Annotated in this window: 21 protein-coding genes and 3 pseudogenes; 10 read left to right on the plus strand and 14 right to left on the minus strand. The window is 72.6% G+C overall.

Annotation, left to right across the window (positions count from 1 at the left end; all coding sequences use genetic code 11):
• Positions 1-16: 16 nt before the first annotated feature.
• Positions 17-2,074, plus strand: coding sequence for a cellulase family glycosylhydrolase (locus BMW88_RS35775; RefSeq protein WP_089959884.1), 2,058 nt, complete (start codon positions 17-19; stop codon positions 2,072-2,074).
• Here BMW88_RS35775 and BMW88_RS35780 read toward each other — a convergent pair.
• The gene (locus BMW88_RS35780) at positions 2,058-3,017 is read right to left on the minus strand and encodes an alpha/beta hydrolase (protein WP_089959887.1); all 960 of its coding nucleotides are present in this window, start codon (positions 3,015-3,017) and stop codon (positions 2,058-2,060) included. The two genes, BMW88_RS35775 and BMW88_RS35780, sit on opposite strands and share 17 nt — an antisense overlap.
• 138 nt (positions 3,018-3,155) lie before the next feature.
• Here BMW88_RS35780 and BMW88_RS35785 point away from each other — a divergent pair, with 138 nt between their 5' ends.
• Positions 3,156-4,154 (plus strand): helix-turn-helix domain-containing protein, encoded by a 999-nt coding sequence (locus BMW88_RS35785; RefSeq protein WP_089960118.1) that lies wholly within the window; start codon positions 3,156-3,158, stop codon positions 4,152-4,154.
• A 58-nt stretch (positions 4,155-4,212) separates the two neighbouring features.
• Here the strand turns inward: BMW88_RS35785 and BMW88_RS35790 are convergent, their stop codons facing one another.
• Positions 4,213-4,878 (minus strand): TetR/AcrR family transcriptional regulator, encoded by a 666-nt coding sequence (locus BMW88_RS35790; RefSeq protein ID WP_089959891.1) that lies wholly within the window; start codon positions 4,876-4,878, stop codon positions 4,213-4,215.
• Between the two features lie 161 nt (positions 4,879-5,039).
• On the opposite strand from BMW88_RS35790, the gene BMW88_RS35795 reads away from it, so the two are divergent.
• The gene (locus BMW88_RS35795; RefSeq protein ID WP_089960120.1) at positions 5,040-6,353 is read left to right on the plus strand and encodes an MFS transporter; all 1,314 of its coding nucleotides are present in this window, start codon (positions 5,040-5,042) and stop codon (positions 6,351-6,353) included.
• Positions 6,354-6,384: 31 nt separating this feature from the next.
• Here BMW88_RS35795 and BMW88_RS35800 read toward each other — a convergent pair whose 3' ends face one another.
• From BMW88_RS35800 to BMW88_RS44380, 6 genes and pseudogenes are all read right to left on the minus strand, one after another.
• The gene (locus BMW88_RS35800; protein WP_089959894.1) at positions 6,385-6,858 is read right to left on the minus strand and encodes a GNAT family N-acetyltransferase; all 474 of its coding nucleotides are present in this window, start codon (positions 6,856-6,858) and stop codon (positions 6,385-6,387) included.
• Positions 6,855-7,706, minus strand: a complete 852-nt coding sequence (locus BMW88_RS35805; protein ID WP_089959897.1) for an NAD(+)/NADH kinase — start codon at positions 7,704-7,706, stop codon at positions 6,855-6,857. The genes BMW88_RS35800 and BMW88_RS35805 overlap by 4 nt, the downstream gene beginning before the upstream one ends.
• Before the next feature lies 1 nt (position 7,707).
• Positions 7,708-8,019: pseudogene (locus BMW88_RS44545) on the minus strand (M20/M25/M40 family metallo-hydrolase); the annotation flags it as partial.
• 52 nt (positions 8,020-8,071) lie between these two features.
• Positions 8,072-8,173 (minus strand): annotated as a pseudogene (locus BMW88_RS44550) (M20/M25/M40 family metallo-hydrolase); the annotation flags it as partial.
• A gap of 253 nt (positions 8,174-8,426) precedes the next feature.
• Positions 8,427-8,612 (minus strand): annotated as a pseudogene (locus BMW88_RS44555) (PLP-dependent lyase/thiolase); the annotation flags it as partial.
• The gene (locus tag BMW88_RS44380) at positions 8,597-9,292 is read right to left on the minus strand and encodes a pyridoxal-phosphate dependent enzyme (protein ID WP_342715326.1); all 696 of its coding nucleotides are present in this window, start codon (positions 9,290-9,292) and stop codon (positions 8,597-8,599) included. The pseudogene BMW88_RS44555 and the gene BMW88_RS44380, both read right to left, overlap by 16 nt.
• Positions 9,293-9,389: 97 nt before the next feature.
• Here BMW88_RS44380 and BMW88_RS35815 point away from each other — a divergent pair, with 97 nt between their 5' ends.
• The 3 genes from BMW88_RS35815 (at position 9,390) to BMW88_RS35825 (ending at position 12,622) form a co-directional block, all read left to right on the plus strand.
• The gene (locus tag BMW88_RS35815; RefSeq protein WP_089960123.1) at positions 9,390-9,620 is read left to right on the plus strand and encodes a hypothetical protein; all 231 of its coding nucleotides are present in this window, start codon (positions 9,390-9,392) and stop codon (positions 9,618-9,620) included.
• A 105-nt stretch (positions 9,621-9,725) separates the two neighbouring features.
• The gene (gene ligA / locus BMW88_RS35820) at positions 9,726-11,720 is read left to right on the plus strand and encodes an NAD-dependent DNA ligase LigA (protein WP_089959899.1); all 1,995 of its coding nucleotides are present in this window, start codon (positions 9,726-9,728) and stop codon (positions 11,718-11,720) included.
• A 737-nt stretch (positions 11,721-12,457) separates the two neighbouring features.
• Positions 12,458-12,622, plus strand: coding sequence for a zinc-binding dehydrogenase (locus tag BMW88_RS35825; RefSeq protein ID WP_089959902.1), 165 nt, complete (start codon positions 12,458-12,460; stop codon positions 12,620-12,622).
• 361 nt (positions 12,623-12,983) lie between these two features.
• Here the strand turns inward: BMW88_RS35825 and BMW88_RS35830 are convergent, their stop codons facing one another.
• Positions 12,984-13,649 (minus strand): response regulator, encoded by a 666-nt coding sequence (locus tag BMW88_RS35830; RefSeq protein ID WP_089959906.1) that lies wholly within the window; start codon positions 13,647-13,649, stop codon positions 12,984-12,986.
• Positions 13,646-14,728, minus strand: coding sequence for a sensor histidine kinase (locus tag BMW88_RS35835; protein WP_089959908.1), 1,083 nt, complete (start codon positions 14,726-14,728; stop codon positions 13,646-13,648). Before BMW88_RS35835 ends, BMW88_RS35830 begins: the two co-directional genes overlap by 4 nt.
• Before the next feature lie 133 nt (positions 14,729-14,861).
• Between BMW88_RS35835 and BMW88_RS35840 the strand changes: the two genes are divergently transcribed.
• Positions 14,862-15,173, plus strand: a complete 312-nt coding sequence (locus BMW88_RS35840; RefSeq protein WP_089959911.1) for a DUF6223 family protein — start codon at positions 14,862-14,864, stop codon at positions 15,171-15,173.
• On the opposite strand, the gene BMW88_RS35845 is transcribed toward BMW88_RS35840, so the two are convergent.
• The 4 genes from BMW88_RS35845 to BMW88_RS35860 all read right to left on the minus strand — a co-directional run bounded on the left by BMW88_RS35845 (position 15,106) and on the right by BMW88_RS35860 (position 20,197).
• Complete coding sequence (locus BMW88_RS35845; RefSeq protein ID WP_089959914.1) at positions 15,106-16,269, minus strand: ROK family protein; 1,164 nt, start codon at positions 16,267-16,269, stop codon at positions 15,106-15,108. The genes BMW88_RS35840 and BMW88_RS35845 overlap by 68 nt on opposite strands.
• Positions 16,270-16,999: 730 nt before the next feature.
• Positions 17,000-18,379 (minus strand): xylulokinase, encoded by a 1,380-nt coding sequence (gene xylB / locus BMW88_RS35850; RefSeq protein ID WP_089959917.1) that lies wholly within the window; start codon positions 18,377-18,379, stop codon positions 17,000-17,002.
• A gap of 1 nt (position 18,380) precedes the next feature.
• Positions 18,381-19,532, minus strand: coding sequence for a xylose isomerase (xylA, locus tag BMW88_RS35855; protein WP_089960125.1), 1,152 nt, complete (start codon positions 19,530-19,532; stop codon positions 18,381-18,383).
• Between the two features lie 68 nt (positions 19,533-19,600).
• Complete coding sequence (locus BMW88_RS35860; RefSeq protein WP_089959919.1) at positions 19,601-20,197, minus strand: SGNH/GDSL hydrolase family protein; 597 nt, start codon at positions 20,195-20,197, stop codon at positions 19,601-19,603.
• A 295-nt stretch (positions 20,198-20,492) separates the two neighbouring features.
• Between BMW88_RS35860 and fusA the strand changes: the two genes are divergently transcribed.
• The 3 genes from fusA (at position 20,493) to BMW88_RS35875 (ending at position 24,026) form a co-directional block, all read left to right on the plus strand.
• Positions 20,493-22,472 (plus strand): elongation factor G, encoded by a 1,980-nt coding sequence (gene fusA, locus BMW88_RS35865; protein WP_089959922.1) that lies wholly within the window; start codon positions 20,493-20,495, stop codon positions 22,470-22,472.
• A 121-nt stretch (positions 22,473-22,593) separates the two neighbouring features.
• A complete protein-coding gene (locus BMW88_RS35870) occupies positions 22,594-23,361 on the plus strand; it encodes an endonuclease/exonuclease/phosphatase family protein (RefSeq protein WP_245778288.1) in 768 nt (255 codons plus the stop codon).
• 56 nt (positions 23,362-23,417) lie between these two features.
• Complete coding sequence (locus BMW88_RS35875; protein ID WP_245778289.1) at positions 23,418-24,026, plus strand: hypothetical protein; 609 nt, start codon at positions 23,418-23,420, stop codon at positions 24,024-24,026.
• Positions 24,027-24,033: the final 7 nt, after the last annotated feature.

Below are 24,033 nucleotides of genomic sequence, written 5' to 3' on the forward strand. Positions count from 1 at the left end.
CTCGGGAGGTGTGCTCATGACGGGTCGGCGCATTGGCGCGGTGGTGGCGGCTCTCGTCTCGATGGCCGCGAGCGTCGGCCTGGCGGTCGTGGCTCCCGCGGCTGCGGCACCGGGGTGCCGGGTCGACTACGCGGTGCCCAGCCAGTGGCAGGGCGGCTTCACCGCGGCCGTCACCGTGACCAACGTCGGGGAGCGGATCGACGGCTGGCGCCTGACCTGGACGTGGCCGTCCGGTCAGCGGGTGAGCCAGGCGTGGAACGCCACCGTCACGTCGTCCGGCGACCAGGTCACGGCGGTGAACGCGGGCTACAACGCGGTGATCGAGCCGAACGCCACCGTGTCGTTCGGCTTCAACGCGAGCTGGTCCGGCACGAACACCGCCCCGCAGTCGTTCGCCCTCAACGGGACCACCTGCACCGGCGATCCCGGCACGCCTCCGACGACGACCACGACGACCACCACCACGACGGGCAACCCGGTGCCGGGCGACGCGATGGCGCGGGTGGCGGCGATGCAGCCGGGGTGGAACCTCGGCAACACGCTGGACTCGACCGGTGCCGACGAGACGTCGTGGGGCAACCCGCGCGTCACGGAGGCGTTGCTGGACAACGTGAAGGCGCAGGGGTTCAAGAGCATCCGCATTCCCGTGACGTGGGGTCAGCACCAGGGCCCGGCGCCGGGTCACACCATCGAGGCCGCGTACCTGGCCCGGGTCAAGGAGGTCGTCGGCTGGGCCCTGGCGGACGGCTTCCAGGTGATGATCAACATCCACCACGACTCCTGGCAGTGGATCGCGGCCATGCCGTCGGACCGCGCCGGCGTGCTCGCCCGCTACAACGCGATCTGGACGCAGCTCGCGACCGCGTTCAAGGACTCGCCGGCGGAGCTCGTCTTCGAGAGCGTGAACGAGCCGCAGTTCACCGGTAGCTCAGGAGACGCCCAGAACGCGCAACTGCTGCACGAGCTGAACGCGTCGTTCCGCGACATCGTGCGGCGCTCGGGCGGCAACAACGCTCATCGCCTGCTCGTGCTGCCCACCCTGCACACGTCGTCCGACCAGGCGCGGCTCGACGAGCTGGCGACGTCGATCAGGGGCTTCGGCGATCCCCACCTCGCCGCGACCGTGCACTACTACGGCTACTGGCCGTTCAGCGTGAACGTCGCCGGTGGCACGCGGTACGACGCGACCGCGCAGAAGGACCTGACCGACTCGTTCGACCGCGTGCACAACACCTTCGTCGCGCGGGGCGTGCCGGTGGTCCTGGGGGAGTACGGGTTGCTCGGGTTCGACCGCCACACGGGCACGATCCAGCAGGGCGAGAAGCTGAAGTTCTTCGAGCACCTCGGCCATTACGCGCGGCTGAAGAACATCACCACCATGTTGTGGGACAACGGTCAGCACCTCGGCCGCACGTCGTTCCAGTGGAGCGACCCCGAGCTCGCCGCGCAGATCAGGTCGAGCTGGACCACCCGCTCCGGCACGGCGTCGAGCGACCAGGTGTTCAGCGCGCGGTCGAGCGCCGTCACCGCGAAGACCATCACGTTGAACACCAACGGAACCACGTTCACCGGCCTGCGCCACGGTGCCACCCAACTGGTCCGCGGCACCGACTACACCGTCCAGGGCGACCAGCTCACCCTGACCGCGCCGGCGCTGACCCGGCTGAGCGGGTCGCGCGACTACGGCACGAACGCCGTGCTCACGGCCCACTTCTCCGCGGGGGTGCCGTGGCGGATCAACCTCATCACCCACGACACCCCGCTGCTGACCGGTGCCACCGGCACGACGAGCTCGTTCGCGATCCCGACCGCCTTCCGCGGTGACCTGCTCGCCACGATGGAGGCGAAGTACGCGGACGGCTCGAACGCGGGCCCGCACAACTGGACCTCCTTCAAGGAGTTCGACCGGGCGTTCGCGCCGGACCACGCCACCGGCGTCACGAGGCTCACGCCCGAGTTCTTCGCCGAGGTCAACGACAACGCGCGGGTGACGCTGACGTTCCACTACTGGAGCGGCGCCACGGTCACCTACCACGTCACGAAGTCGGGCACCTCGGTCACGGGGACGGCGTGATCCGCAGCCCGCGGCGCAGGGCGTCCACCTCGTCGGCGAACATCCGGCGCGAGATCGCCGCGCTCTCGACGAGCGAGGAGCCGTGGAACGTGCCGGGGTAGAGCCGCAGCTCGGCGTGCACCCCGGCGTGCGAGAGCCGTTGCGCGTACTGGATCCCCTCGTCCCGCAGCGGATCGAACTGGCAGGTCGTCACGAAGGCGGGAGGCAGCCCGGCCAGGTCGGTGGCCCTGGCGGGCGCGGCGTACGGCGACACGTCGCCACCCGGCTCGGCGCCCAGGTAGCTGGTCCAGCTGAAAACGGCGTTGGGCCGGTTCCACAACGGCGTGTCGACGTACTCGCGCATCGACGGGGTGTCGAGCCGGTCGTCGAGCTCGGGGATTCCGAGGAACTGGAAGCAGAGCCGTGGCCCGCCGCGGTCGCGGGCGAGCAGCGCCACCGCCGCCGCGAGCCCACCGCCCGCGCTCTCCCCCGCCACGCCGAGCCGCTCCGGGTCGATGCCGAGGTCGCCGGCGCCGGCCGCGGTCCACAGCAGTGCCGCGTAGCAGTCCTCGACCGGCGCGGGGAACGGGTGCTCGGGCGCGAGCCGGTAGTCCACCGACACGACGACCACGCCGAGCTCGTCGACCAGCCGGACCACGTGCGCGTGGACCATGTCCAGGTCCCCCAGGACGAACCCGCCGCCGTGGACGTACAGCAGTCCGGGCACCGGGTTCCGCCGGCCGGCGGGGGAGTAGATCCGCACGGGCACGTCGGGAGCACCGGCGGGACCGGGGACCGCCGTGTCGCGGACGTCGACGGGACCGGTCGGCTCGTAGACCGGCACCAGGCCAGCCAGCTCCGCCTGCCGGGCCCGGGTGGCGAGCAGGCTTTCGCGGCCGGACAGGGACACCGCGGGCACCAGGTCGAGCCAGGGCAGGAGTTCGGGGTCGATGGCGTAGCTCATGAGGTGATCCTCCGGCCGGGGCGTGGCGGCGGGCACCCGACAGGTGGCGGGAAGTCCGGGGGTCGCGCTCGCCAGGTGGCGGACCGGCGGGGCGTTCGCGTGCCGGGACCGCCCTCCGCCGACGGCTATCGTGACGTCATGAAGGGCCTGCTGCTACGCCTGTCCGGTCTGGACGCCGACGCCAAGAACGCCGTCCGGGTGATCGGGTTCTTCGACCGCATGATCACGCAGCGCGCCGGCCTGGACGCCCTGGTGCGCAGCACGGCCGAGCTGGCCGGCTGTCCGGCCGGTCTGCACGTCCCCGGCCAGGGCCTGTCGCTGCGGGCCGCCGCGGGGACCGCCGTGACGGCGGGCCCGGTGCCCGCGCGGGCGAAGGTCCGCTCGACCGGGGGTGGCGTGGACGTCTGGATCGCGCGCGACGGCGCACCGGCCCCGTTGGACGACATGCTGCTGGAACGCTTCGCGATCGCCGCCGCCGTGCTGCTCGGCCATTCCAGCGTGCCGTTGCCGGAACTGGGCGACCCGGCGCTGGTCGAGCTCGTGCTCTCGGAGAGCGTCGGCGCGGCGGAACGGTCGCGTGCGCTGCACCTGCTCGGCATCGGCGCCACGACACCGCTGCGGGTGCTGGCGGCCACCGGTCAGGTCGCCGGGCGCTCCGCGGTGGTGGGCAACCTGCGGGCGGTGCTGGCGACGGAGGTCCCGGACCGCGTCGACGGGCGCCTCGGCGTCGGTCCGCTGCTGCCCGCCGTCGACGCGGCGGCGTCCTGGCGCGCGGCCCGCGCCGCGCTCCTGTGCACATCGGACAGCGAGCCGGTGGTCTGGCACGAGAGGCTCGGCGGGCTGGCGCTGATCGCGGACCAGCTCGACCACGCGACCGCGGGCGCGCTCCCGGACGTCCGGGCGCTGGACCGGCTGGCCGCGGAGCCGGACATGATCACGACACTGGACGCGCTGTGCGCGGAGGGGTCGGTGCGCAAGGCCGCCGCCGCGTTGCACCGCCACCACAGCACGATGCCCGCGCGTCTCGCGCGGGCGGAGGCGGTGCTCGGGTTCGGGATCGACTCGGCGCCCGGACGGCTCCGGCTGCACCTCGCGCTGATGCTGCGGCGGATGCGCGACAACGTGCTCCAGGGCTGATGTCCGCAACGACGACCAGCCGGGTGAAGCGGCTCCCGGACACCACGTCCAGCCAGTCCTACCGCCGGCGGGACTGGCTGACGGGGGCGAGCCACAGCCCGGTCAGGGCGTCGACGAGGCCGTCCGCCGCGTCGTGCCAGCTCGCCCGCGGGGTCGGGGTGTTCTCGGCGAGCGCGCGCTCGCGTTCGGCGATCATGTGCACGAGCAGCTGCCTGGCCATGTCGTGGCGCTCGGCGCGCACCTCGTCGGGCAGGCCGGCCAGGCACTCGTTCAGCCCGGCCAGGATCCGCACCTGCGACGGCGACGACCGCGTCTCCTCGACGATGATCGGGCGCAGGGTCGGGTCGGTCATCACCTGGGCGCCGAAGCGCGCGAACCAGGTGGGGCTGCCGGCCTGGGCGAGGTGCTCGGTCAGCGGCCGCACCAGGCAGTCCAGCCAGTCGCGGAGGTCGGGGGCGTCGCCGAGGTCCGCGACCATCCGCTGCCGGATCTCCTCGATCCCCGCCAGGTGCTTGCGGGCGATGGCGCGGACCAGGTCGGCCTTCGTGCCGAAGTGGTAGCCGACAGCCGTGTTGTTGCCCTGCCCGGCGGCTTCGCCGACCTGCCGGTTCGACACGGCCAGCACGCCGTGCTCGGCGAACAGGCGTTCCGCGGCGGTCAGGATCAGCTCGCGGGTGGCGTGCGCCCGGCCGGTCCTGGACGGGGTGGTGCCGACCTCGGTCATCGTCTTTCCCGGCGGTGGTGCGGTGACATCGGACATCGAGGACGTTCTACACCATGTCCACCCCGATGGTTTAAGTCAACTGACTGACTTAGACTCGCCGGGTGCTCCTCGGAGAAACGCGGCCCGTGACGCGGCCGAACGCCGTCGTGGCCGTGCTGGCGATGGGCGGCATCGTCGTCTCGCTGATGCACACGCTGGTCATCCCGCTCGTGCCGCGGTTTCCGCAGCTCCTCGGCTCGTCACCCGCCGACACGGCCTGGGTGGTCACGTCGACCCTGCTGGCCGGCGCCGTCGCGACCCCCGTCGTCGGACGGCTCGGCGACATGTACGGCAAGCGCCGCATGCTCGTCGTCAGCCTCGCGATGGTGGTGGCGGGATCGGTGGTCGCGGCGCTCAGCGGCTCGCTGGTGCCGCTGGTCGCCGGACGGGCGGTGCAGGGGCTGGCGGTCGGCGTCATCCCGCTCGGCATCAGCATCATGCGCGACGAGCTGCCCGCGGAACGGCTGGCGTCGGCGACCGCGCTGATGAGCGCCTCGCTCGGCGTCGGCGGCGCGCTCGGCCTGCCCGCGGCGGCGTTGCTGGTCGAGCGGAGCGACTGGCACCTGCTGTTCTGGACGTCGGCGGCGGCCGGGGCGATCGTGCTGGTCGCGGTCCTGGTCGTCGTGCCGGAGTCGCCGGTCCGCAGCGGTGGCCGGTTCGACCTCCTCGGCGCGGTCGGGCTCTCGGTCGCCCTGGTCTGCCTGCTGCTCGGCGTGTCGAAGGCGTCCGCGTGGAGCGGCGGCACCGTCGCGGGGCTGTTCGTGGCGGCGGCGGTGGTCCTCGTGCTCTGGGGCTGGTGGGAGCTGCGGTCGTCCCGGCCGCTGGTGGACCTGCGCACCACGGCGCGGCGCCAGGTGCTGCTGACCAACATCGCGTCGCTGGCGTTCGCGTTCGCCCTGTTCGCGCAGTCGCTGGTGCTGCCGCAGGTCCTGCAGCTACCGGCTGCCACGGGGCACGGCCTGGGGCAGTCGCTGCTCGTCACCGGTCTCGTGCTGGTGCCGTCCGGCCTGGTGATGATGGCGATGGCGCCGGTGTCCGCGCGGATCTCGAACGCGCGGGGCCCTCGGGTCACCTTGGTCCTGGGCGCGCTCGTGGTCGCGATCGGGTACGGCGCCGGTGTGGTCATGCTGTCCGCGATCTGGCAGCTCGTCGTCATCTCCGCCGTGATCGGCGCCGGCATCGGCCTGGGCTACGGCGCGATGCCGGCGCTGATCATGTCGGCCGTGCCGATGTCGGAGACGGCGGCCGCCAACAGCCTCAACACGCTGATGCGCGCGATCGGCACCTCGACCTCCAGCGCGGTGGCCGGTGTGGTGCTCACCGGGGTGGCGACCCCGGTCAGCTTCCAGCTGATCATGGGCCTGGGTGCCGCGACCGCGCTGCTGGCGTGCGTGATCGCGGGCTTCCTCCCCGCGGTCGGCCGGAGGAGCGCCTGATCGCGCGGGCGGCGGTGTCCGACGCCGGCCTTCAGCGGACGAGGCGGTAGGCGACAGTCGGCCAGACCGCGCCCTTGACGACGCGGTCCTCGTCGCGGTCCGGGTCGCGGACGAAGCCGGCGCGTTCGGCGACCTTGCGGGAGGCGGTGTTGTCGCGGTGCGTCCACAGCCTCAGCTCGCCGGCGAGGTGGTTGTCGAAGATCCACGCGACGAGCTCGGTGAGCGCCCTGGTCGCCAGGCCTCTGCCGCGGGCGTTGGCCGCGATCAGGTACGACACGTGGCCGACGCCGTCCTCGACCTCGACGGCGACGTTGCCGCAGCGCTCACCCGCGTCCTCGACGCAGAACGACGCGGCGGCCGGGTTGGCGGGCAGGGCCCTGATCGCGTCGGCGACCTGTTCCGCGGTGAGCGTGGGCGGGTCGGTGGTGTAGCGCTGGACCTCCGGGTCCCTGGTGGCTCCGGCGTACCAGGCGGCGTCCTCGACGGTCCACTCGCGCAGCCTCACCCGAGCTCCGCCGAGTCCGTCAGCCGCAGCTTGCGGCGGGCGCGCTGGTAGAACGTCGTCATCCCGAGCCGCACCACGCGGGCCGCGGCGGGACGGCCCCTCAGCGAGACCCGGTCGCCCGCCTCGACGTAGCCCGCGACCATGCCGTCCACCTCGACGGCGAGGCGGCCGCTCGAGGGCAGCAGGTCGAGCTCGACGTGGTCGTGGACCGACAGCACCACCCCGCGGCTGTACGCCGAGTGCGGTGCGGCCGGCGTGACCAGCAGGGCCTCGACGGACGGGCTGGTGATCGGGCCGCCAGCGGAGAAGCTGTACGCGGTCGAGCCGGTCGGGGTGGCGACGATGACGGCGTCGGAGGCGTAGCTGACGAACGGCTGGCCGGCGACCCTGACCGCCACCCTGGCGCTGCCCTCGCCGGGGATGCGGACGACGGCGATGTCGTTGAACGCGGTGACCTCCTGGTCGTGGAAGACCGCGTCGACGGCGAGGCGGGGCTCGACGGTGAAGTCGTGGGCGTCGATCGCGGACAGCGCCGCGGGCAGGTCGGGCACGTCGACCTCCGCCAGGAAGCCCAGCTTGCCGAGGTTGACGCCGAGGACGGACGCGCGCTCGCCGTCGGCGAGCCGCATGGCGCGCAGCATCGTGCCGTCGCCGCCGAGGCTCACGACCAGGTCGGCTCGCCGGCCCAGCTCCTCGGCCGTGACCGGGGTGGCCGCGCAGCGCAGGCGCTGGATCTCGTCCTTGATGCCGAGGATCTCGACGCCGCGGTTGGCCGCCCAGCCGAGCACGGCCTCGACGGCGGCGGCGGAGTCCCGTTGCGGGTGCAGCACCAGTCCGGCGGCGTGCACGTCAGTTCGTCCTCTGTCGGGTCACGACGCCAGTCTGCCCAATCGCGGCGGGTCGTGTGCGACGGGGCCAGCCGCAGAAGTCGGTGATCGTGCCGGTCAGGACGTCGGTGAGCCGGTCGGGGGAGGCCAGGTCGACGTGCTCGGTGGCCGCGTGGGCGCCCGCGCCGTCGACGCCGAACAGCAGGCACGGGATGCCGGCCCGGTCCAGCAGCGCGCAGTCGGTCCAGAACGGCTCCGCCCGGACGACGGGCGGTTCGCCGAGGTTCGCGACGAGCGTGCGGACGATCTCCGCGTCCGGGTCGGCCTCGAACGGGTCCCTGGCGAGGCCGCGGGTGAGCGTGGCGCGGAAGTCGGCTCTTCATGTCGAACGCGCCGCGGCCGTACATCCTGCCGTCCCTGATCCCGGGTTCCAGCGGGTCGCCGGCGTAGTTGGCGGTGCCGACCGTGTCGATGTGCCCGTTGAGCATCAACGACTTCCCGCCGCCGCTGCCCTTCCGCACGGCGACGAGCGAAGGACGGCCCGGTCGTCGCTCCAGGCGGTGGACCTCGAAGCCGTGAGCGGTGAACCAGGTGGCGCAGTGGTCGGCGACGGCGCTTTCGCCGTTGCCGCCGGGGACGAGGCCGGGGTTGACCGAGTCGATGGCGATCAACCCGGCCGAAATCGTCGCGGACGGCGCGAAGCCCGGCGAGCGACGCCGCGCCGCACGGTCCGGAGTGGACGTTGAGCGCGTGGAGGTCCGCCATCGCCTTCGCGCATTCCGCGTCGCTGACGGACACGGCGGCGTCGAGGCCGTTCCGCAGGAACGGCCAGGCGGGGGCGGACGGTGTGCCGCAGTTGAGCCCGGCCATGATCGTGTCGCCCGTGGGGATGGTCCTGAGCTCGTCCGCCTTCAGGCTTTCCAGCACGCAGGCCGCGGTGTCGGGCTCGACCGCGAGCAGCGCCGCGCGGAGCCGCGGCCGCGGTGGTGGGTGACGACGGCCTGGGCGAACGAGCCGACGCCGACTGGGATGACGACGAGGCCCGCCTCGGCCGGGAGCTGGTCGTCGACCTCGTGGCACAGCGTGCTGCAGCCCTCGACGATCCAGGCCGGGACCTCCTCGTAGCCGGGCCGGCCCACGTCCTGCACGAGGATCCCGTCCGCCTCGACGGCCAGCCGGACGGCGTCGTCGTAGGTGCCGTCCACGACGGTGACCTCGGCCTGTTCGTCCCTGATGGCGTCAACGGCGTGCTGCGGCACTGCGTTCGGAACGAAGACGTGCGCGCGTTGACCGTGCAAGTGCGCCATGCGGGCTACCGCACGGCCGTGGTTGCCATCGGTGGCGGTGGTGAGGGTGACCGGTCCGGGGTGTTCGCGCAGGACCCGGTGAACGGCCCACGATGCGCCGAGGGCCTTGAAAGCGGGCAGGCCGAGCCGGGAGGATTCGTCCTTGGCGAACAACCGGCCGAGCCCGAGCTCCGCCGCGAGGGCGGGGAGCTCCGCCAGCGGGGTGGGAGCGTAGCCGGGCAGGGTCCGGTGGAAGTCCCGAGCCCCGGTGGACGCGGGCGGACAGCTCCAGGTGCGGGCGTCCGGGCGGATGAACTTCATGTCGGACAGCGTGCGGTGGCGCCGATCACCGGTCCAGCGCGCGTTCCCGACGCGTACCGGTGGGAGAATCCTCCCGGTCGACCGGGAGGAGGTGGCCGTGACCGACGAGGAGCTGGTCGTCGAGTTCGCGCTGACCCGTCTCGACCACCCCGGCCTCGACCTGGAGGAGGTGGCCGGGCTCGTGGTGCGCCGGGTGGGGCCCGACCGCATGGTCGAGTTCGCCGGGGCCACGCTCGCGCACCGCGACGAGCTGCGCGGAGCGGTGTTCCCGGCCGCCGTCGAACACGTCCTGAGGGTGGTCCTGACGCTGCGCGGGCCGCGGGACTAGAACACCGCGGACCAGAACACTGTGGACGGTGTCCAGCACACGGCTTGAGCAGCACTCGATCGCAACTGCACGCGATTGTCAGGGGTGCCCGGTAACGTCCTGCCCATGAATGCTGCCGGGGACCGTGTTCAGGAGCTCGCCGCGCGGATCGTCGAGCTGCGCGCCGCGTACTACCAGGGCGAACCGCTCGTCGCGGACGCCGAGTACGACGCGATCGAGGACGAGTTCCGCGCGCTGGTGACCGAGCATCCGGAGCTCACGCCGGAGGACAACCCGCTGGACCACGTGGGCGCGCCGTCGGTGCTCCACGCGCCGGTGCGGCACTCGCGGCCGATGCTGTCGCTGGAGAAGGCGAACAAGCCCGAGCAGGTCGAGGCGTTCTTCGCCCGGTTCCCCGGTCAGCCGGTGGTCGTCATGCCGAAGCTCGACGGCCTGTCGCTCGCGCTGGTGTACGAGAACGGCCGCCTGGCGCGTGCCGTCACCCGTGGCGACGGCACGACGGGCGACGACGTCACGTTCCTCACCCGCGCGTTGTGCGACGGCGTGCCGGAGAAGGTCGACGCGCCGGGCCGCGTCGAGGTGCGCGGCGAGTGCGTGATGCTGCGCTCGACGTTCGACGCGTACAACAAGAAGAACCCGGACAAGCCGTTGATCAACCCGCGCAACGCGGCCGCGGGCACGCTGCGCGCCAAGGACCCGAAGGCGGTCGAGGGCCGGCGCATGCAGTTCTTCGCGTTCGACCTCACGACCGAGCCGGAGAGCGCCGACTCCGACCTGGACGCGGGTCTGCGCAAGCTCGGCTTCAGCGTGGCCGAGATGCGGCACTGCTCGTCCGCCGCCGAGGCGCAGGAGCTGATCAGCGGCATCGAGCAGGCCCGCAACGAGCTCGACTACGACCTGGACGGCGCGGTGCTGCGCCTGGCCAACCGCGACGCGTTCGCCGCCGCGGGCACCAGGTCGTCGTCCCCGCGCGGCGCCATCGCCTACAAGTTCGCCGCCGAGGAGAAGACGACGGTCCTGATGGACGTCGTCTGGGACGTGGGCAAGACCGGCAAGATCGCCCCGGTCGCCTGGCTGGAGCCGGTGTTCGTCGGCGGCACCACCGTCACCCGCGCCACCCTGGCCAACCAGGAGGTCATCCGCTCGCGCGGCATCAAGATCGGCGACACGGTCCTGGTCCGCCGCGCGGGCGACGTGATCCCGTTCGTCGCGGGCGTGCTGGACGAGTCGAAGCGCACCGGCGCCGAACGCGAGATCGTCGCGCCCTCGGCGTGCCCGTCCTGCTCCCAGCCGCTCACCGAGCAGGGCAACAGCCGGGAGCTGTTCTGCACCAACTCGGCCTGCCCGGCCCAGACCGTGCGCCGCCTGATCCACTGGTCCTCCCGCGCGGCCGCCGACATCGACGCGATCGGCCAGGTGTGGATCGAGCGCCTGGCGGAGACCGGCGACCTGGTGAACCCGTCGGACTTCTACACGCTCACCAAGGAACGCCTCCTCGAGTTCGACCGCGTGGGCGAGGTCTCCGCGACCCGCATGATCGAGTCCATCGACCGCAGCCGCTCCGTGGGCCTGCGCCGCGCGTTGATCGGCCTCTCCATCCCGATGGCCTCCGAGGGCACCGCGGCCCGCCTGTGCCGCGCGGGCTTCAGGTCCCTGGAGGAGGTGGCCGACGCGGGCGTGGAGAAGCTGGTGGCCGTCGAGGACATCGGCCAGAAGGTCGCCGAGTCCCTGAACAACCACCTGGCGCGCCTGCGCCCGGAGATCGAACGCCTGCGGGAGCGCGGCGTCTCGCTGGAGGTCCGCGAGGAGGACCTGCCACCGGTGGTCGTGGCCGGCGCGCCCCTGGAGGGCAAGTCCGTGGTGATCACGGGCTCGATCAGCGACCCGCGCTCCGGCGAGAAGGTCACCCGCCCGACGTTCCAGAAGATGTGCGAACGCGCCGGCGCCACCGCCGCGTCGTCGGTGTCGGCGACCACGGACATGCTGATCACCGGCGAGGGCGTGGGCGCGAGCAAGCTGACGAAGGCGGAGAAGCTCGGCGTCGAGGTCGTCGACCAGGGCGAGATCTGGGCGAAGCTGATCGCCGCGGGCGTGGCCTGACGTCACGGGGCCCGCAGAGCGGGGAAGCCCCCACGCTGCCTGGGGGAGGACGGCAGCGTGAGGGCGAGTTCGGTGGTCGCGTTGTGCCCGACGTGGCAACGGTGTCGGGCTCGGGGTGGGAAGGCCCTCAAGCCGTCTGGGGGTGGGGCGGCTTGAGGGCGTGGTGTGTGGTCGGTGCGGTGGTCGCCTCTCGGCGGTGTGCTCGACGCGGTTCCGGTTGAGCGGTGTTCCGCGAAGGCGATGAGGTGGGGCCCAGGGACTCGGTCCGCACCGACTGTCTTGTTCAACGCTGTGGGGATGCGTTGTGTTTCTTGGTGGTTTGTGCGTTCGCTCACCGGTGGGGGTTGTGTATCCCTTGCTGTTGAGCGGTTTGCCGGGGTGGGAAGGCCCTCAAGCCGTCTGGGGGGTGGGGCGGCTTGAGGGCGTGGTGTGTGGTCGGTGCGGTGGTCGCCTCTCGGCGGTGTGCTCGACGCGGTTCCAGCCGGACGGTGTTCCGCGAAGGCGATGAGGTGGGGCCCGGGGACTCGGTCCGCACCGACTGTCTTGTTCAACGGTGCGGGGATGCGTTGTGTTTCCTGGTGATCTGTGTGCTCGCTCACCGGTGCAACACGCGCATCCCCGGCTGCTGAACGGTTTCAGGCGGTCGTCGCGGCGAAGTCAGCGGACCGGCGGTGTGACCGCCTCGAACAGTTCGGCGGCGCTCTGGGCGGACCACCCAGGTCGACCTGCCCTTCGCGATGCTGCAGGAGTTCGCGCGGCTGGCCGGCGCAGGCGTCCTGGTCGTGCCGGTGGCCCGCACCTACCCGCTCGACCGGATCCGGGAAGCGGCCGCGCTCAGCCAGCCCCGCCGGCCTGGCGGCAAGCTCGTGCTCGTCCCGCCGACCGGTCGGAGCGAGCGCTGACGGAGAACGCGCGGTGGAGGTTGCCGACGCGGGATCCGTTGTGTCTCAGACCTTTGCGCAGCGTTTCGCGGGACGAGGACGCCCCCAGGCCGTCTGTCGGGGGGAGTATGACGACCTGGGGGCGAGCTGGGGAACGGCCGGTGCGGCGGTCGCCTCTCGGCGAGGTGCACGACGCGGTACCAGCCGAACGGTCTTCCGCGAAGGCGATGAGGTGAGGCCCGGGGGACACGGACCGCACCGACCACTCTGTACAACGGCATGGGAAGCGCCGGTGTTTCCGGGTGACCTGTGTGGTGTCTCACCGCCGGCGGGAGCAACCTCGGCGCCTCACCGCGGGCTCGCCCTGCGGCGGAACCGAGACCTACCCGCGGTCGGTGGCCCGCGGCACGACCAGGCCCGACTCGTAGGCGATGACCACGAGCTGGGCGCGGTCGCGGGCGTGCAGCTTGGTCATGGCGCGGTTGACGTGGGTCTTCGCGGTGAGCGGGCTGATCACCATGCTCGCGGCGATCTCGTCGTTCGACAGGCCTTTCGCCACCAGGACCACGGCTTCGCGTTCGCGGTTGGTGAGCCGGCCGAGCTGTGCGCCCGGCCGCAGCGGCTGGCTCACGTACCGGTCGATCAGCCTGCGGGTGATCGACGGGGCGAGCAGCGCGTCGCCGCGGGCCGCCACCCGGACGGCGTGCAGGAAGTCCTCCGGCTGCACGTCCTTGACGAGGAACCCCGCCGCACCGGCCTTGAGGGCGTGGAAGACGTGCTCGTCGAGGCCGTAGTTGGTGAGGATCACGACGTGCGTGCCGGCGAGGGCCGGGTCCCCGGCGATGCGCCTGGTCGCCTCGATGCCGTCCACCCCCGGCATCTGGATGTCGACGAGGGCGATGTCCGGCGCGTGCAGCCGGGCTTTCTCGAGCCCTTCCTCCCCGTTCGCCGCTTCGGCGACGACCTCGATGTCGTCCTCGGCGTCGAGGAGGGCGCGAAAACCGCTGCGGATCAGCGGCTGGTCGTCGACCAGCAGAACGCGGATCACGGCTGCGCCACCGGGAGCTCGGCCCGGACGGAGAAACCGCCCTCGCCGCGCGGCGCCGCCTGGAGGCTGCCGCCGAGCGCGGTGACCCGTTCGCGCATGCCGAGCAGCCCGACGCCCTCCGCCGACGTCTTGGGGGTCGCCGTGCCGTCGTCGTCCACGCTGATGAGCAGCGCGTCCGGCCGGTAGTCGATGCGGATCCGCGCGGTGGCCGCGGCGGCGTGCCGGGCGATGTTGGTGAGCGACTCCTGCACGATCCGGTACGCGGTCCGTTCCACCGCGGCCGGGACGTCGTCGTTGTGGCCCTCGATGGTGAGCTGCGCGTCGAGGCCCGTGGCCCTGGCTCGCCGGACCAGCTCCGGGACGTCGCCGATGCCGTGCTTGGGGTGGTCGCCGTCGTCCCGCAGCGCTTCGAGCGTCGCGCGCAGCTCCCTGGTGGCTTCCCGGCCGGCATCGCGGATCGCGAGCAACGCCTCGGGCACCTCCTCACCCCGCTTCCGCGCCAGGTGCACCGCGACCTCGGCCTGCAGCTTGATCACGGAGATCTGGTGGGTGAGCGAGTCGTGCAGCTCGCGGGCGATGTGCAGGCGTTCCTCGTCGGCGCGCCGGCGCGCGGTCTCCTCGCGGGTGCGCTCGGCCTCGTCGGCCCTGCGCTCGGCCTGCCGGAGCGCCTCACCGGCGGCCGCGGCGGCGATGAGCCACGCGATCTGCAGGACGTCGCGGGTCTGCGCGAACGCCTCGAAGGTGGTGAGGTCGCGCGGCGAGGCGAGCGCGGCGAGGGGCAGCGTGGCGATCAGCAGGAGCGAACCGGCCGCGGTGACGACGCGGTGGCCCGCTCGCATCGTCGAGTAGACGGCGAAGAGGAACGCGATCACCGGCACGTCGGCGCCTGTCGCCTGGTAACCCAGCGCGAGGAGTCCCGTCGCGGCGAGCACGGCGACCGGTGCCGTCCGGCGGGCCGCGAGGACCAGGCCGCTCGCGGCCAGCAGCACCTGGCCGAGGACGGTGGCGGGATGCCCGGCCACCACCAGGATCGCCGCGACCCCGGCGGCGATCACCCAGTCCAGCCGGTGCCTGCTCATGCGTTGCACCTTAAACCGACGCCGACGCCGGGAGATCGTCCGCCGGGAGGAGGTCGAACCTGCTGCGCCGGCAGTAGTCGCTGTCTGCGCTCGCACGACGACCTCCGGTGCCCGCCGGGACAGGCTTGGTGCCATGACACTCGTTGCTGCTGCTTATGAGATGACCGCCGGACGCCTGTGGTCGCTGGTGGCCGGCGCGCTCGGCGTCGCCGGCATCGCCGTACTGGTGCTGACGCGGGGACGTGGCGCCCTGGTGGCCGTGGTCACCGGTGGGATCGGGGCGGTGATCGGCGCGCTGGTCGTCGTCATGGCGCAAGGCGGCCCCGGCACCGGGTACGGCATCGTCGGCGGATACATCACGCTGGTGCTCGGCGTGGTCACGGCCGGTCTGGGCGTGGCGGCTGGGCGAAGAGGCGCTCGGGCTGCTGCACGGCGCGACGGGTGATGAGCCCGGCCGCTCCCCGCACGACCGCGAACTCGCCGAGCGGCGAGGCGATCAGCCTGGTGTGCCGCTCACCGCCCGCGAGCACCCTTCTGTCCATTTCGGACTGAACGGCGACGCTGAGGTGCTCGTGCAGCACGGCGTAGCTGCCGCCGAGCACGACCGTGGGCACGTCGAAGAGGTTCATCAGCGTGGCCAGCCCGACACCGAGGGCCTGCCCGGCCTGCCGCACGGACGTGAGGGCGCGTTCGTCCTGCGCTGCCAAGGCTTTGTGCAGCGAGTCGAGCCGGCGGCGCCCGGCCTGGCGGAGGATCACGTCGAGCCCCGCGTACCGCTCCACGCACCCGCGGCTGCCGCACGTGCAACGGACGCCGTCCCGTTCGATCACCACGTGCCCGAGCTCGCCCGCGAACCCGCTGACACCGCGGTAGACCTCGCCGTTGAGCACGACACCGGCGCCGATGCCGACGTCCGCGGACACGTGCACGAAGTCCTCGCCCGCGAGGTGCCGCGGCCAGAGGTGGGCGAGGGCGGCGAGGTTGGCCTCGTTGTCGAGCTCGACGTCGAGCGCGAGCCGGCGGCTGAGGCCGTCGGCGAGCGGGACGCCGACCAGGTGCGGCAGGTTCGGCGCCCGGACGACGACGCCGTCGTGCACGACACCGGGCACCGCGAGCCCGGCGCCGAGCAGCGGGCGGTCGCCGGTGATCTCGCGGATCAGGCCGGCGACGCGGTCGAGGACGTCGTCGGCCGAGGCCTTGCGGATGTCGGCGGGCACCAGGTGGCGGCGGATGGTCTCGCCGTCCAGGCCGAGGATCTCGACGGCCAGGTGGCTGACGTTGATCTCGGCGCCGACCGCGACCGGTCCGCCGGGGTGGAAGCGCAGGGGTTTGGACGGTCGGCCGAGGCCCGCGAGGGTGGCCGGTTCCTCGACGAGGATCCCGTTGGCCAGCAACGGTTCGGTGAGGTTGGAGAGGGTGGCCTTGGTGAGGCCGGTCCGTGCCGCGAGGTCGGCTCTCGAGCCCGGGCGGTCGACCAGGGCGAGCAGGACGGTGCGCAGGTTGCCCAGGCGGACCTGGCGCAGGTGGTCGACGGTGGTCATCGCACCCAGTATCGCCGCGGGGTGGAGGCGGGCCGCGCGTGGATCCGCGGTGCGGCCCGGAGGTGAGTGGCCGCGGGGAGAGTGGCTGCCGGGGGAGTGGCTGCCGGGGGAGTGGCTGCCGGGGGAGTGGCTGCCGGGTGGACGGCTGCCTGGTGGGTGGCCGCGGGGTGGATGGCTGCCGGGTGGGCGGTCGTGGGGTGAGTGGCCGTGGGGTGGGTGGCCGTGGGGAGAGTGGCTGCCGGGTGGACGGCTGCCAGGTGAGTGGCTGCCAGGTGAGTGGCTGCAGGGTGGACGGCTGCCGGGAGGGTGGCTGCCGGGAGGGTGGCTGCCGGGAGGGTGGCTGCCGGGAGGGTGGCTGCCGGGAGGGTGGCTGCAGGGTGGACGGCTGCCGGGAGGGTGGCTGCCGGGAGGGCGGTCGCGGAGAGGGTGGCCGCCGGGAGAGTGGCCGCCGGGTGGGCGGTCGCCGGACAGGTGGCCGCGGAGTGGGTAGCCGCGGGACAGCTGCGGGCCTGGGGCGTGCTGCGCGCGGCCCCAGTCGCCACCGCGATCGATCGCCTGGCTGTTGGCGACTGCGGCACCGCCTGGCCGCCCACGAACCCGATGGGCTGCCAGGTGGTCGGCGCCGCCGCCCAGGGGCCAGGGCGGGCGCGAGCCCTCGGCACGAGCGGTCGTGAAGTTGCCTCCACGACCACCGCGCCGCGTCCTCGCGCCACGCCCGGCCCCCGGCCGGTCATCGGTTCAGGTACTTCTGCGCCGCGTCCGCGTACCGGGCGCGGATCTCCGGCACCGCCACCGCCTCGTACCGCCGGCTCGCCGCGCCGCTCCACTCCGGCGGCGTCGCCGACCGCGTGAGCGCCCAGGCGGCCTGCCGTGCGGCGCCGTCGGCGACGTACTCGCCCGGCTCTGGCACCGTCACCGGCACCCCGAACATGGCCGGGGCGATCTCCCGGACCGCCGGGGAGGCCGCCGCGCCGCCGACGAGCCGGACGCCGCTGACGTCCGCGCCCTGTTCGGCCAGTGCGTCGAGTCCTACCGCGAGACCGCACAGCATGCCTTCGACGGCCGCGCGCGCGATGTTGGCCGGTGTGGCGTTGGTCAGGGTCAGGCCGTGCAGGGCGCCGGTCGCGTCGGGCAGGTTCGGGGTCCGTTCGCCTTCCAGGTACGGCACCATCACCACACCTTCCGCGCCGGGCGGTGCCGACAGGGCCAGGTCACTCAGCTTCGCGAGGTCGACGCCCAGCACGCGGGCGGTCGCGTCGAGCACGCGGGCCGCGTTCAGCGTGCACGCCAGCGGCAGGTACCGGCCCGTGGCGTCGGCGAAACCGGCCACGATGCCCGACGGGTCCACCGCCCGCACGTCGCTGGTGGCCGTCACGACGCCGGACGTGCCGAGTGACACCACCACGTCGTCACCGCCGACGCCGAGCATCGCCGCCGCGTTGTCGCCGGCTCCCGCGCCGAGGACCAGTGCGCCCTCGACGGACTCGGTGGGGCCCAGCACCCGTGGCAGGGCCACGTCGGCGCGGCCGAGCCCGAGCGAGAGCAGCTCCGGCACGTAGGCGTTCGCCGCCGAGTCGAAGTAGCCGGTGCCCGACGCGTCGGACCTGTCGGTCACCAGGTCGGCGAGGTCGCCGGTGCCGCGCAGCCGCCACGTCAGCCAGTCGTGCGGGAGGCAGACGGCGGCGGTGCGCGCGGCGTTGGCGGGTTCGTGCTCGGCGAGCCAGCGCAGCTTGGTGATCGTGAACGACGCGACCGGCACCAGGCCGATCCTCGCCGCCCACTCGGCCGCGCCCAGCTCGGCCACCAGGTCCGCCGCCGCGGCGGCGGACCTGGTGTCGTTCCACAGCAACGCTTCCCGCACGACGGCGCCGGCCTCGTCGAGGCAGACCATGCCGTGCTGCTGGCCGGCGACGCTCACGGCCGCGACGTCGTCGAGGCCGCCGGCGTCCGACAGCGCGGCCTGTAGCGCGTCCCACCAGTGCGACGGGTGCACCTCGGTGCCGTCCGGGTGCGTGGCGCGACCTTCCCGGACGAGCTCGCCGCTCTCCGCGTCGCGGATCACGACCTTGCAGGACTGCGTCGAGGAGTCGACGCCCGCGACGAGCGTCATGTCAGCGCGCCCCGGTGAGGTGCTCGAGCGCGAGCTGGTTGAGCCGGACGAAGCCGAAGCCGCGCTCGGCCGCCTTCTCCGGGTCGAAGCTGTCGTCGTTGATCAGGTCGTCGTAGGACTCGCCGCTGCCGAGGGTCGGCTTCTTGAGCTCGTCGACGCCCGCGATCCGGAGCGCCTCCTGCACCTCGGGGTCGGCGCGGAACGCGAGGGCGCGCTCCTTGAGCAGCAGGTACGTCGCCATGTTGGCCTTGGCGGAGTCCCAGACGCCCTGGATGTCCTCGGTGCGCGACGGCTTGTAGTCGAAGTGCCGCGGGCCGTCGTAGCCGGCCGCCTCCAGCAGGTCGACCAGCGCGAACGCGTTCATCAGGTCGCCGTGCCCGAAGACCAGGTCCTGGTCGTACTTGATGCTGCGCTGCCCGTTGAGGTCGATGTGGAACAGCTTGTCGTGCCACAACGCCTGCGCGATGCCGTGCACGAAGTTCAGCCCGGCCATCTGCTCGTGCCCGACCTCGGGGTTGAGACCGACCATCTCGGGCTTGTCGAGCGACGAGATGAACGCGAGCGCGTGGCCGACCGTGGGCAGCAGGATGTCGCCGCGCGGCTCGTTCGGCTTGGGCTCGAGCGCGAACCGCAGGTCGTAGCCCCGGTCCGTGACGAACTGCGTCAACAGGTTCATGGCCTCGCGGTACCGGTCGAGCGCGGCCCGCACGTCCTTGGCCACGTCGTACTCGGAGCCTTCCCGCCCGCCCCACAGCACGAAGGTCTTCGCGCCGAGCTCGGCCGCGAGCTCGATGTTGCGCAGCACCTTCTTCAGCGCGAACCGGCGCACCGCGCGGTCGTTGCTCGTGAAGCCGCCGTCCTTGAAGACGGGGTGGCTGAACAGGTTCGTCGTGACCATCGGGATGACCATCCCGGTGTCCTCCAGAGCAGCCTGCAGCCTGCTGATCTGCTGGTCCCGGTTCGTCGCCGCGAACCCGAACAGGTCGTCGTCGTGGAACGTGAGACCGTACGCGCCCAGTTCGGCGAGCCGGTTCACCGCCTCGACCACGTCCAGCTCGGGCCGCGTGGCGTCGCCGAACGGGTCACGACCCGACCAGCCGACGGTCCAGAGACCGAAGGAGAACTTGTCCGCCGGAGTGGGCGCAACCATGATCCACCTCATTCGTTCAATGCTTGAACTTAGTGCGGACAGTACGACGCGCGGGCCTTGATCGCAATCGGTCAGGCCTGGCGGGCGGCGGCGGCCTCCTCGACGGCGGGCGCGAGCGCCGCCGCGATCTCGCGGTAGCCGGCGGCGGACGGGTGGAAGCGGTCGGCGGCGAAGAGCGAGGGGTCCGCGGCGAACCGCGGCGTGACGACGCGCTCGACGTGGGCGACGACGCCGCCCGCCCGGATGACGGCCTGCTGCTGCACGCGGGCGTAGTCCCGGCTCACCGCCGACACCACGTCGCGCAACGCGGGCGGCACGTGCGTGACGACGCTCATGTCCGGCGCCGTGGCGACGACGACCCCGGCGCCCGCCCGGCGCAGGTCCGCGACCGCGTCGTGCAGCAGTTGAGCGCCGACCTGAGCGGGGACGAACCTCGTCAGGTCGTTGGCCCCGATGACCACCACGGCGATGTCCACACCGCCCGCGACCGCGGTGCCGACCTGGGCGCGCAGGTCGGCGGAACGGGCACCCGAGACCGCGTGCACTCTCAGATCGACCTCGTGTCCCTTCGCGCGGAGGTGGGCGGCGAGCAGCGGGCCGAGGGTGTCCTCCCGGCGGGTGCTCCCGACGCCCGCGGCAATCGAGTCGCCGAGCAAGCAAAGGCGCATGACAGGTTCAACGGCCGGCGTTGTGGCGGTGTTCCAAGGGAAAACCGGTTTCACCGTGGCGCTGGTCTCTCTACGATTCACGATCAACACCACCGAGTGACGAGGGGAGACCGGCCGTGCGCACCGCCGCCGTCGTCGTCGTTCCCTCGTCCCGTTTCGACGTGATCCTCGTGTCCCCGCACCCCGGTCGCCCGCTGCGCGCCGGGCACCGGAGTGCCTGACGAACCCGAGACCGGGCTTCGTCGGGTCATCGCGCTGACCTGTGGTCCCTTTCGCACCGAAAAGGCACTGAACCATGCGCACGACCACGTTGAACGCCATCCGCAACCTCGGCATCCTCGCCCACGTCGACGCGGGCAAGACCACGCTCACCGAACGAATCCTGTTCGCCACCGGCACCACCCACAGGCGCGGCGAGGTCCACGACGGCACCACCGTCACCGACTTCGACCCGCAGGAGCGCGACCGCGGCATCACGATCTTCGCCGCGGCCGTGGGCTGCACGTGGGACGGGCATCGGATCAACCTCATCGACACGCCGGGCCACGTCGACTTCTCCGACGAGGTCGAGCGGTCCCTGCGCGTGCTGGACGGGGCTGTCGCGGTGTTCGACGGCGTCGCCGGTGTCGAGCCGCAGAGCGAGGCGGTGTGGCGGCAGGCCGATCGGCACGGCGTGCCGCGGATCGCGTTCGTCAACAAGCTCGACCGGGCGGGCGCGGACCTCGACGCGGCCGTCGAGTCGATCAGGACGCGGCTGGACGCGGTGCCGCTCGTCGTGCAGCTCCCGATGGGTGCCGAGGACGGGTTCACCGGCGTGGTCGACCTCGTCCGGATGCGGGCGTTGACCTGGCAGGACGAGCTGGAGGAAGGGCCGGTGCCCCACGGGCTGCTGGCCGAGGCACGACGACGGCGCCGCCTGCTCGAGGAGGCGGTGGCGGAGCTGCACCCGGACGTGCTGGAGGAGTTCTTCGAGCACGGCCTGTCCGATGAGACGCTGGAAGGCGCGTTGAGGGAGCTGACGATCCGTGGAACGGCGACCGTGGTGCTGTGCGGCTCGGCGTACCGGAACCGGGGCCTCGAACCGCTGCTGGACGCCGTGGTCGCGTACCTGCCGTCCCCTGTGGACGTTCCTCCGGTGCGCGGTGCCGGTGGTGAGGAGCGACCGCCCGACCCGGCCGCGCCGTTCGCGGCACTGGTGTTCAAGCTCAACGCCACCGCCACGGGACGGCTGGCCTGCGCGCGGGTCTACTCTGGCACCGTCCACAAGGGAGACACGATCCTGGTGGCGGGCAGGAGCGAGCGCGTCGGGCGGATCCTCCGGGTGCAGGCCGATCGGCACACGCCGGTCGAGTGGGCGGTCGCGGGCGACATCGTGGCGCTGGTCGGGCTGAAGTCGGCCCGGACCGGGACGACGCTGTGCGCCCCGGCGGCTCCGCTGCTGCTCGAACCGCCGGTGTCGGCCGACCCGGTCGTGTCGGTGGCGGTCGAACCGAGGACCGGTGCCGACCACGGGCGGCTCGCCGAGGCGCTCGCGCACCTGGCCGACGAGGACCCGTCGCTGCGGGTCAGGACGGACCCCGAGACCGGGCAGACGGTGTTGTCCGGCTTGGGCGAGCTGCACCTGGAGGTGGCGGTGGCGCGGTTGCGCCAGCGCGTCGAGATCACCGCGGGACGGCCGAGGGTGGCCTACCGCGAGACGGTGACCAGCGGTGTGACGGGGTTCGTCCACCGGCACGTCAAGCAGGACGGAGGTCAGGGGCAGTTCGCGCACGTGGTCATCGACACGGAACCGCTGGAGACCGGTTTCGAGTTCCGCTCGGCGGTCACCGGAGGGCGGGTGCCGCCGGAGTTCATCCGCGCGGTCGAGCAGGGCTGCCGGGACGCGCTGGCCGAGGGGCCGCTCGGCCACCCGGTGACCGGGCTGCTGGTGACGCTGACCGACGGGTCCACGCACGTCAAGGACTCCTCGGAGATGGCGTTCCGGACGGCGGGACGGCTGGGGCTCCGCGCGGCGCTCGCGGCCGGCTCGACGGCGTTGCTCGAACCGGTCGCCGAGGTCGAGGTCGTCGTGCCGGACTCGTGCCTCGGCGGGGTGGTCGGTGACCTGGCCGCCCGCCGCGGCCGGGTCGAGGGGTCGGTGGCCAGGGCCGGCACGACGGTGGTGACGGCGATCGTGCCGTTGGCGGAGATGTTCGGGTACGTGACGAGGTTGCGCAGCCGGACGCAAGGCCGCGGCACGTTCACCAGCCGTCCGGCCGGTTACGCGCCGGCGTAGAGCGCGCGGGCCCGCCGGAGCGGGCCAGGGGACCGGTCGAGCCGGCGAACGGGTGCCGGCTCGACCGGTCCCGCTGTGTCCGATCGGCGGAGACGGGGTGGGCCGTGCCATGATCAGTGGGGTGTCGACCTTGAACGTGATGTCGTTCAACCTGCGCTACGCCTCCGCCGCCGAGCCGAACTCGTGGGCGGCGAGACGACCGGCGGTGGCGCAGCTCCTGCTCACCGAGCGCCCGGCGGTGCTGGGCACCCAGGAGGGCCTCTACGGGCAGCTGCTGGACGTCGAGCACGACCTGCCTGACCACTACGACTGGATCGGGCTCGGCAGAGCCGGCGGCAGCCACGACGAGTTCATGGCGATCTTCTTCGACACCCTGAGGGTGCAGCCGCTCGAGTTCGACCACCACTGGCTGTCGGACACGCCGAACGTCATGGGCTCGCGGTCGTGGGGCAACAACGTGGTCCGCATGGTCACGTGGGTCCGGTTCGCCGACCGGGCGACGGGCAGGCAGTTCGTGGTCGTCAACACCCACTTCGACCACGAGTCGGAGAACGCCCGCCTGCGCAGCGCCGAACTCGTGCGCGACCGGATCAGCGGCCTGGCGCTGCCGGTCGTGGTCACCGGCGACTTCAACGACGTGCCCCTCTCACCCACCTACAAGACCCTGACCGACGGCGCGGGTCTCGCCGACTCGTGGCTGGCGGGCCCGCAGACGACGCCGGCGTACGGCACGTTCCACGGGTTCGGGCCGCTGGTCCCGGACGGTCCGCGCATCGACTGGATCCTCACCCGCGGCGCGACCGTCGAGGCCGCGGCGATCAACACCTACCAGCGGGACGGCCAGTTCCCGTCCGACCACCTGCCGATCCAGGCGTTGATCAGGATCTAGGTCGCGTCAACCGTGAACGGCAATGGTTCATACCAATTTCCGCTACGGTCCACGGGATGCGCCTGAATTCGACGCCCGGCCGCGTCGCGGTGATCGCGTGCGCGTTGCTGTTCACGTTCGGCTCCACGGCCGTCGCGAACGCCTCGCCCGGCCGTGAGTGCGACACCCCGTCCATCGACCGGTTGCAGCAGTGGCTCGCCAGCGGCGAGGGTGCCACCGAACCCGCGACCGGCAGCATCCTCGTCCCCCGCGGACGGCACGACTACACGGCGAAGATCAAGTTCCTGTCGAACGACTGGCACGTCATGGTCGTGTGGCTGGCCAACCGGTTCGAGGCCGAGGCGGACCTGACGGACTCGCGCGGGTTCTGGCTGACCTACCGCGCCACCGACGACCTGCACGTCCAGCTCCGACCGGCGTCGGACTGGAGCGGCGGGGCCAAGTGGGTCACCCGGATCCCGTCGACCGGCGGTGAGCTCGTCAAGCGGTTCTTCAGCTTCCGGCCCGACCGGTGGACCACCCTGCCGGAGCTGGGCGCGCCCGCCTACCCCCTCGACGAGGCGCTCGACGACGCCCGCGGCCTGGTCTTCGTCGGCAAGACGCCGAACGACCTCGAGTTCCGGGGACTGCGGATCGACGGTCACCGGCCACCCTGCGTTCACTGATCCCGGC

Source organism: Lentzea xinjiangensis (assembly GCF_900110955.1).
Taxonomy (GTDB): domain Bacteria; phylum Actinomycetota; class Actinomycetes; order Mycobacteriales; family Pseudonocardiaceae; genus Lentzea; species Lentzea xinjiangensis.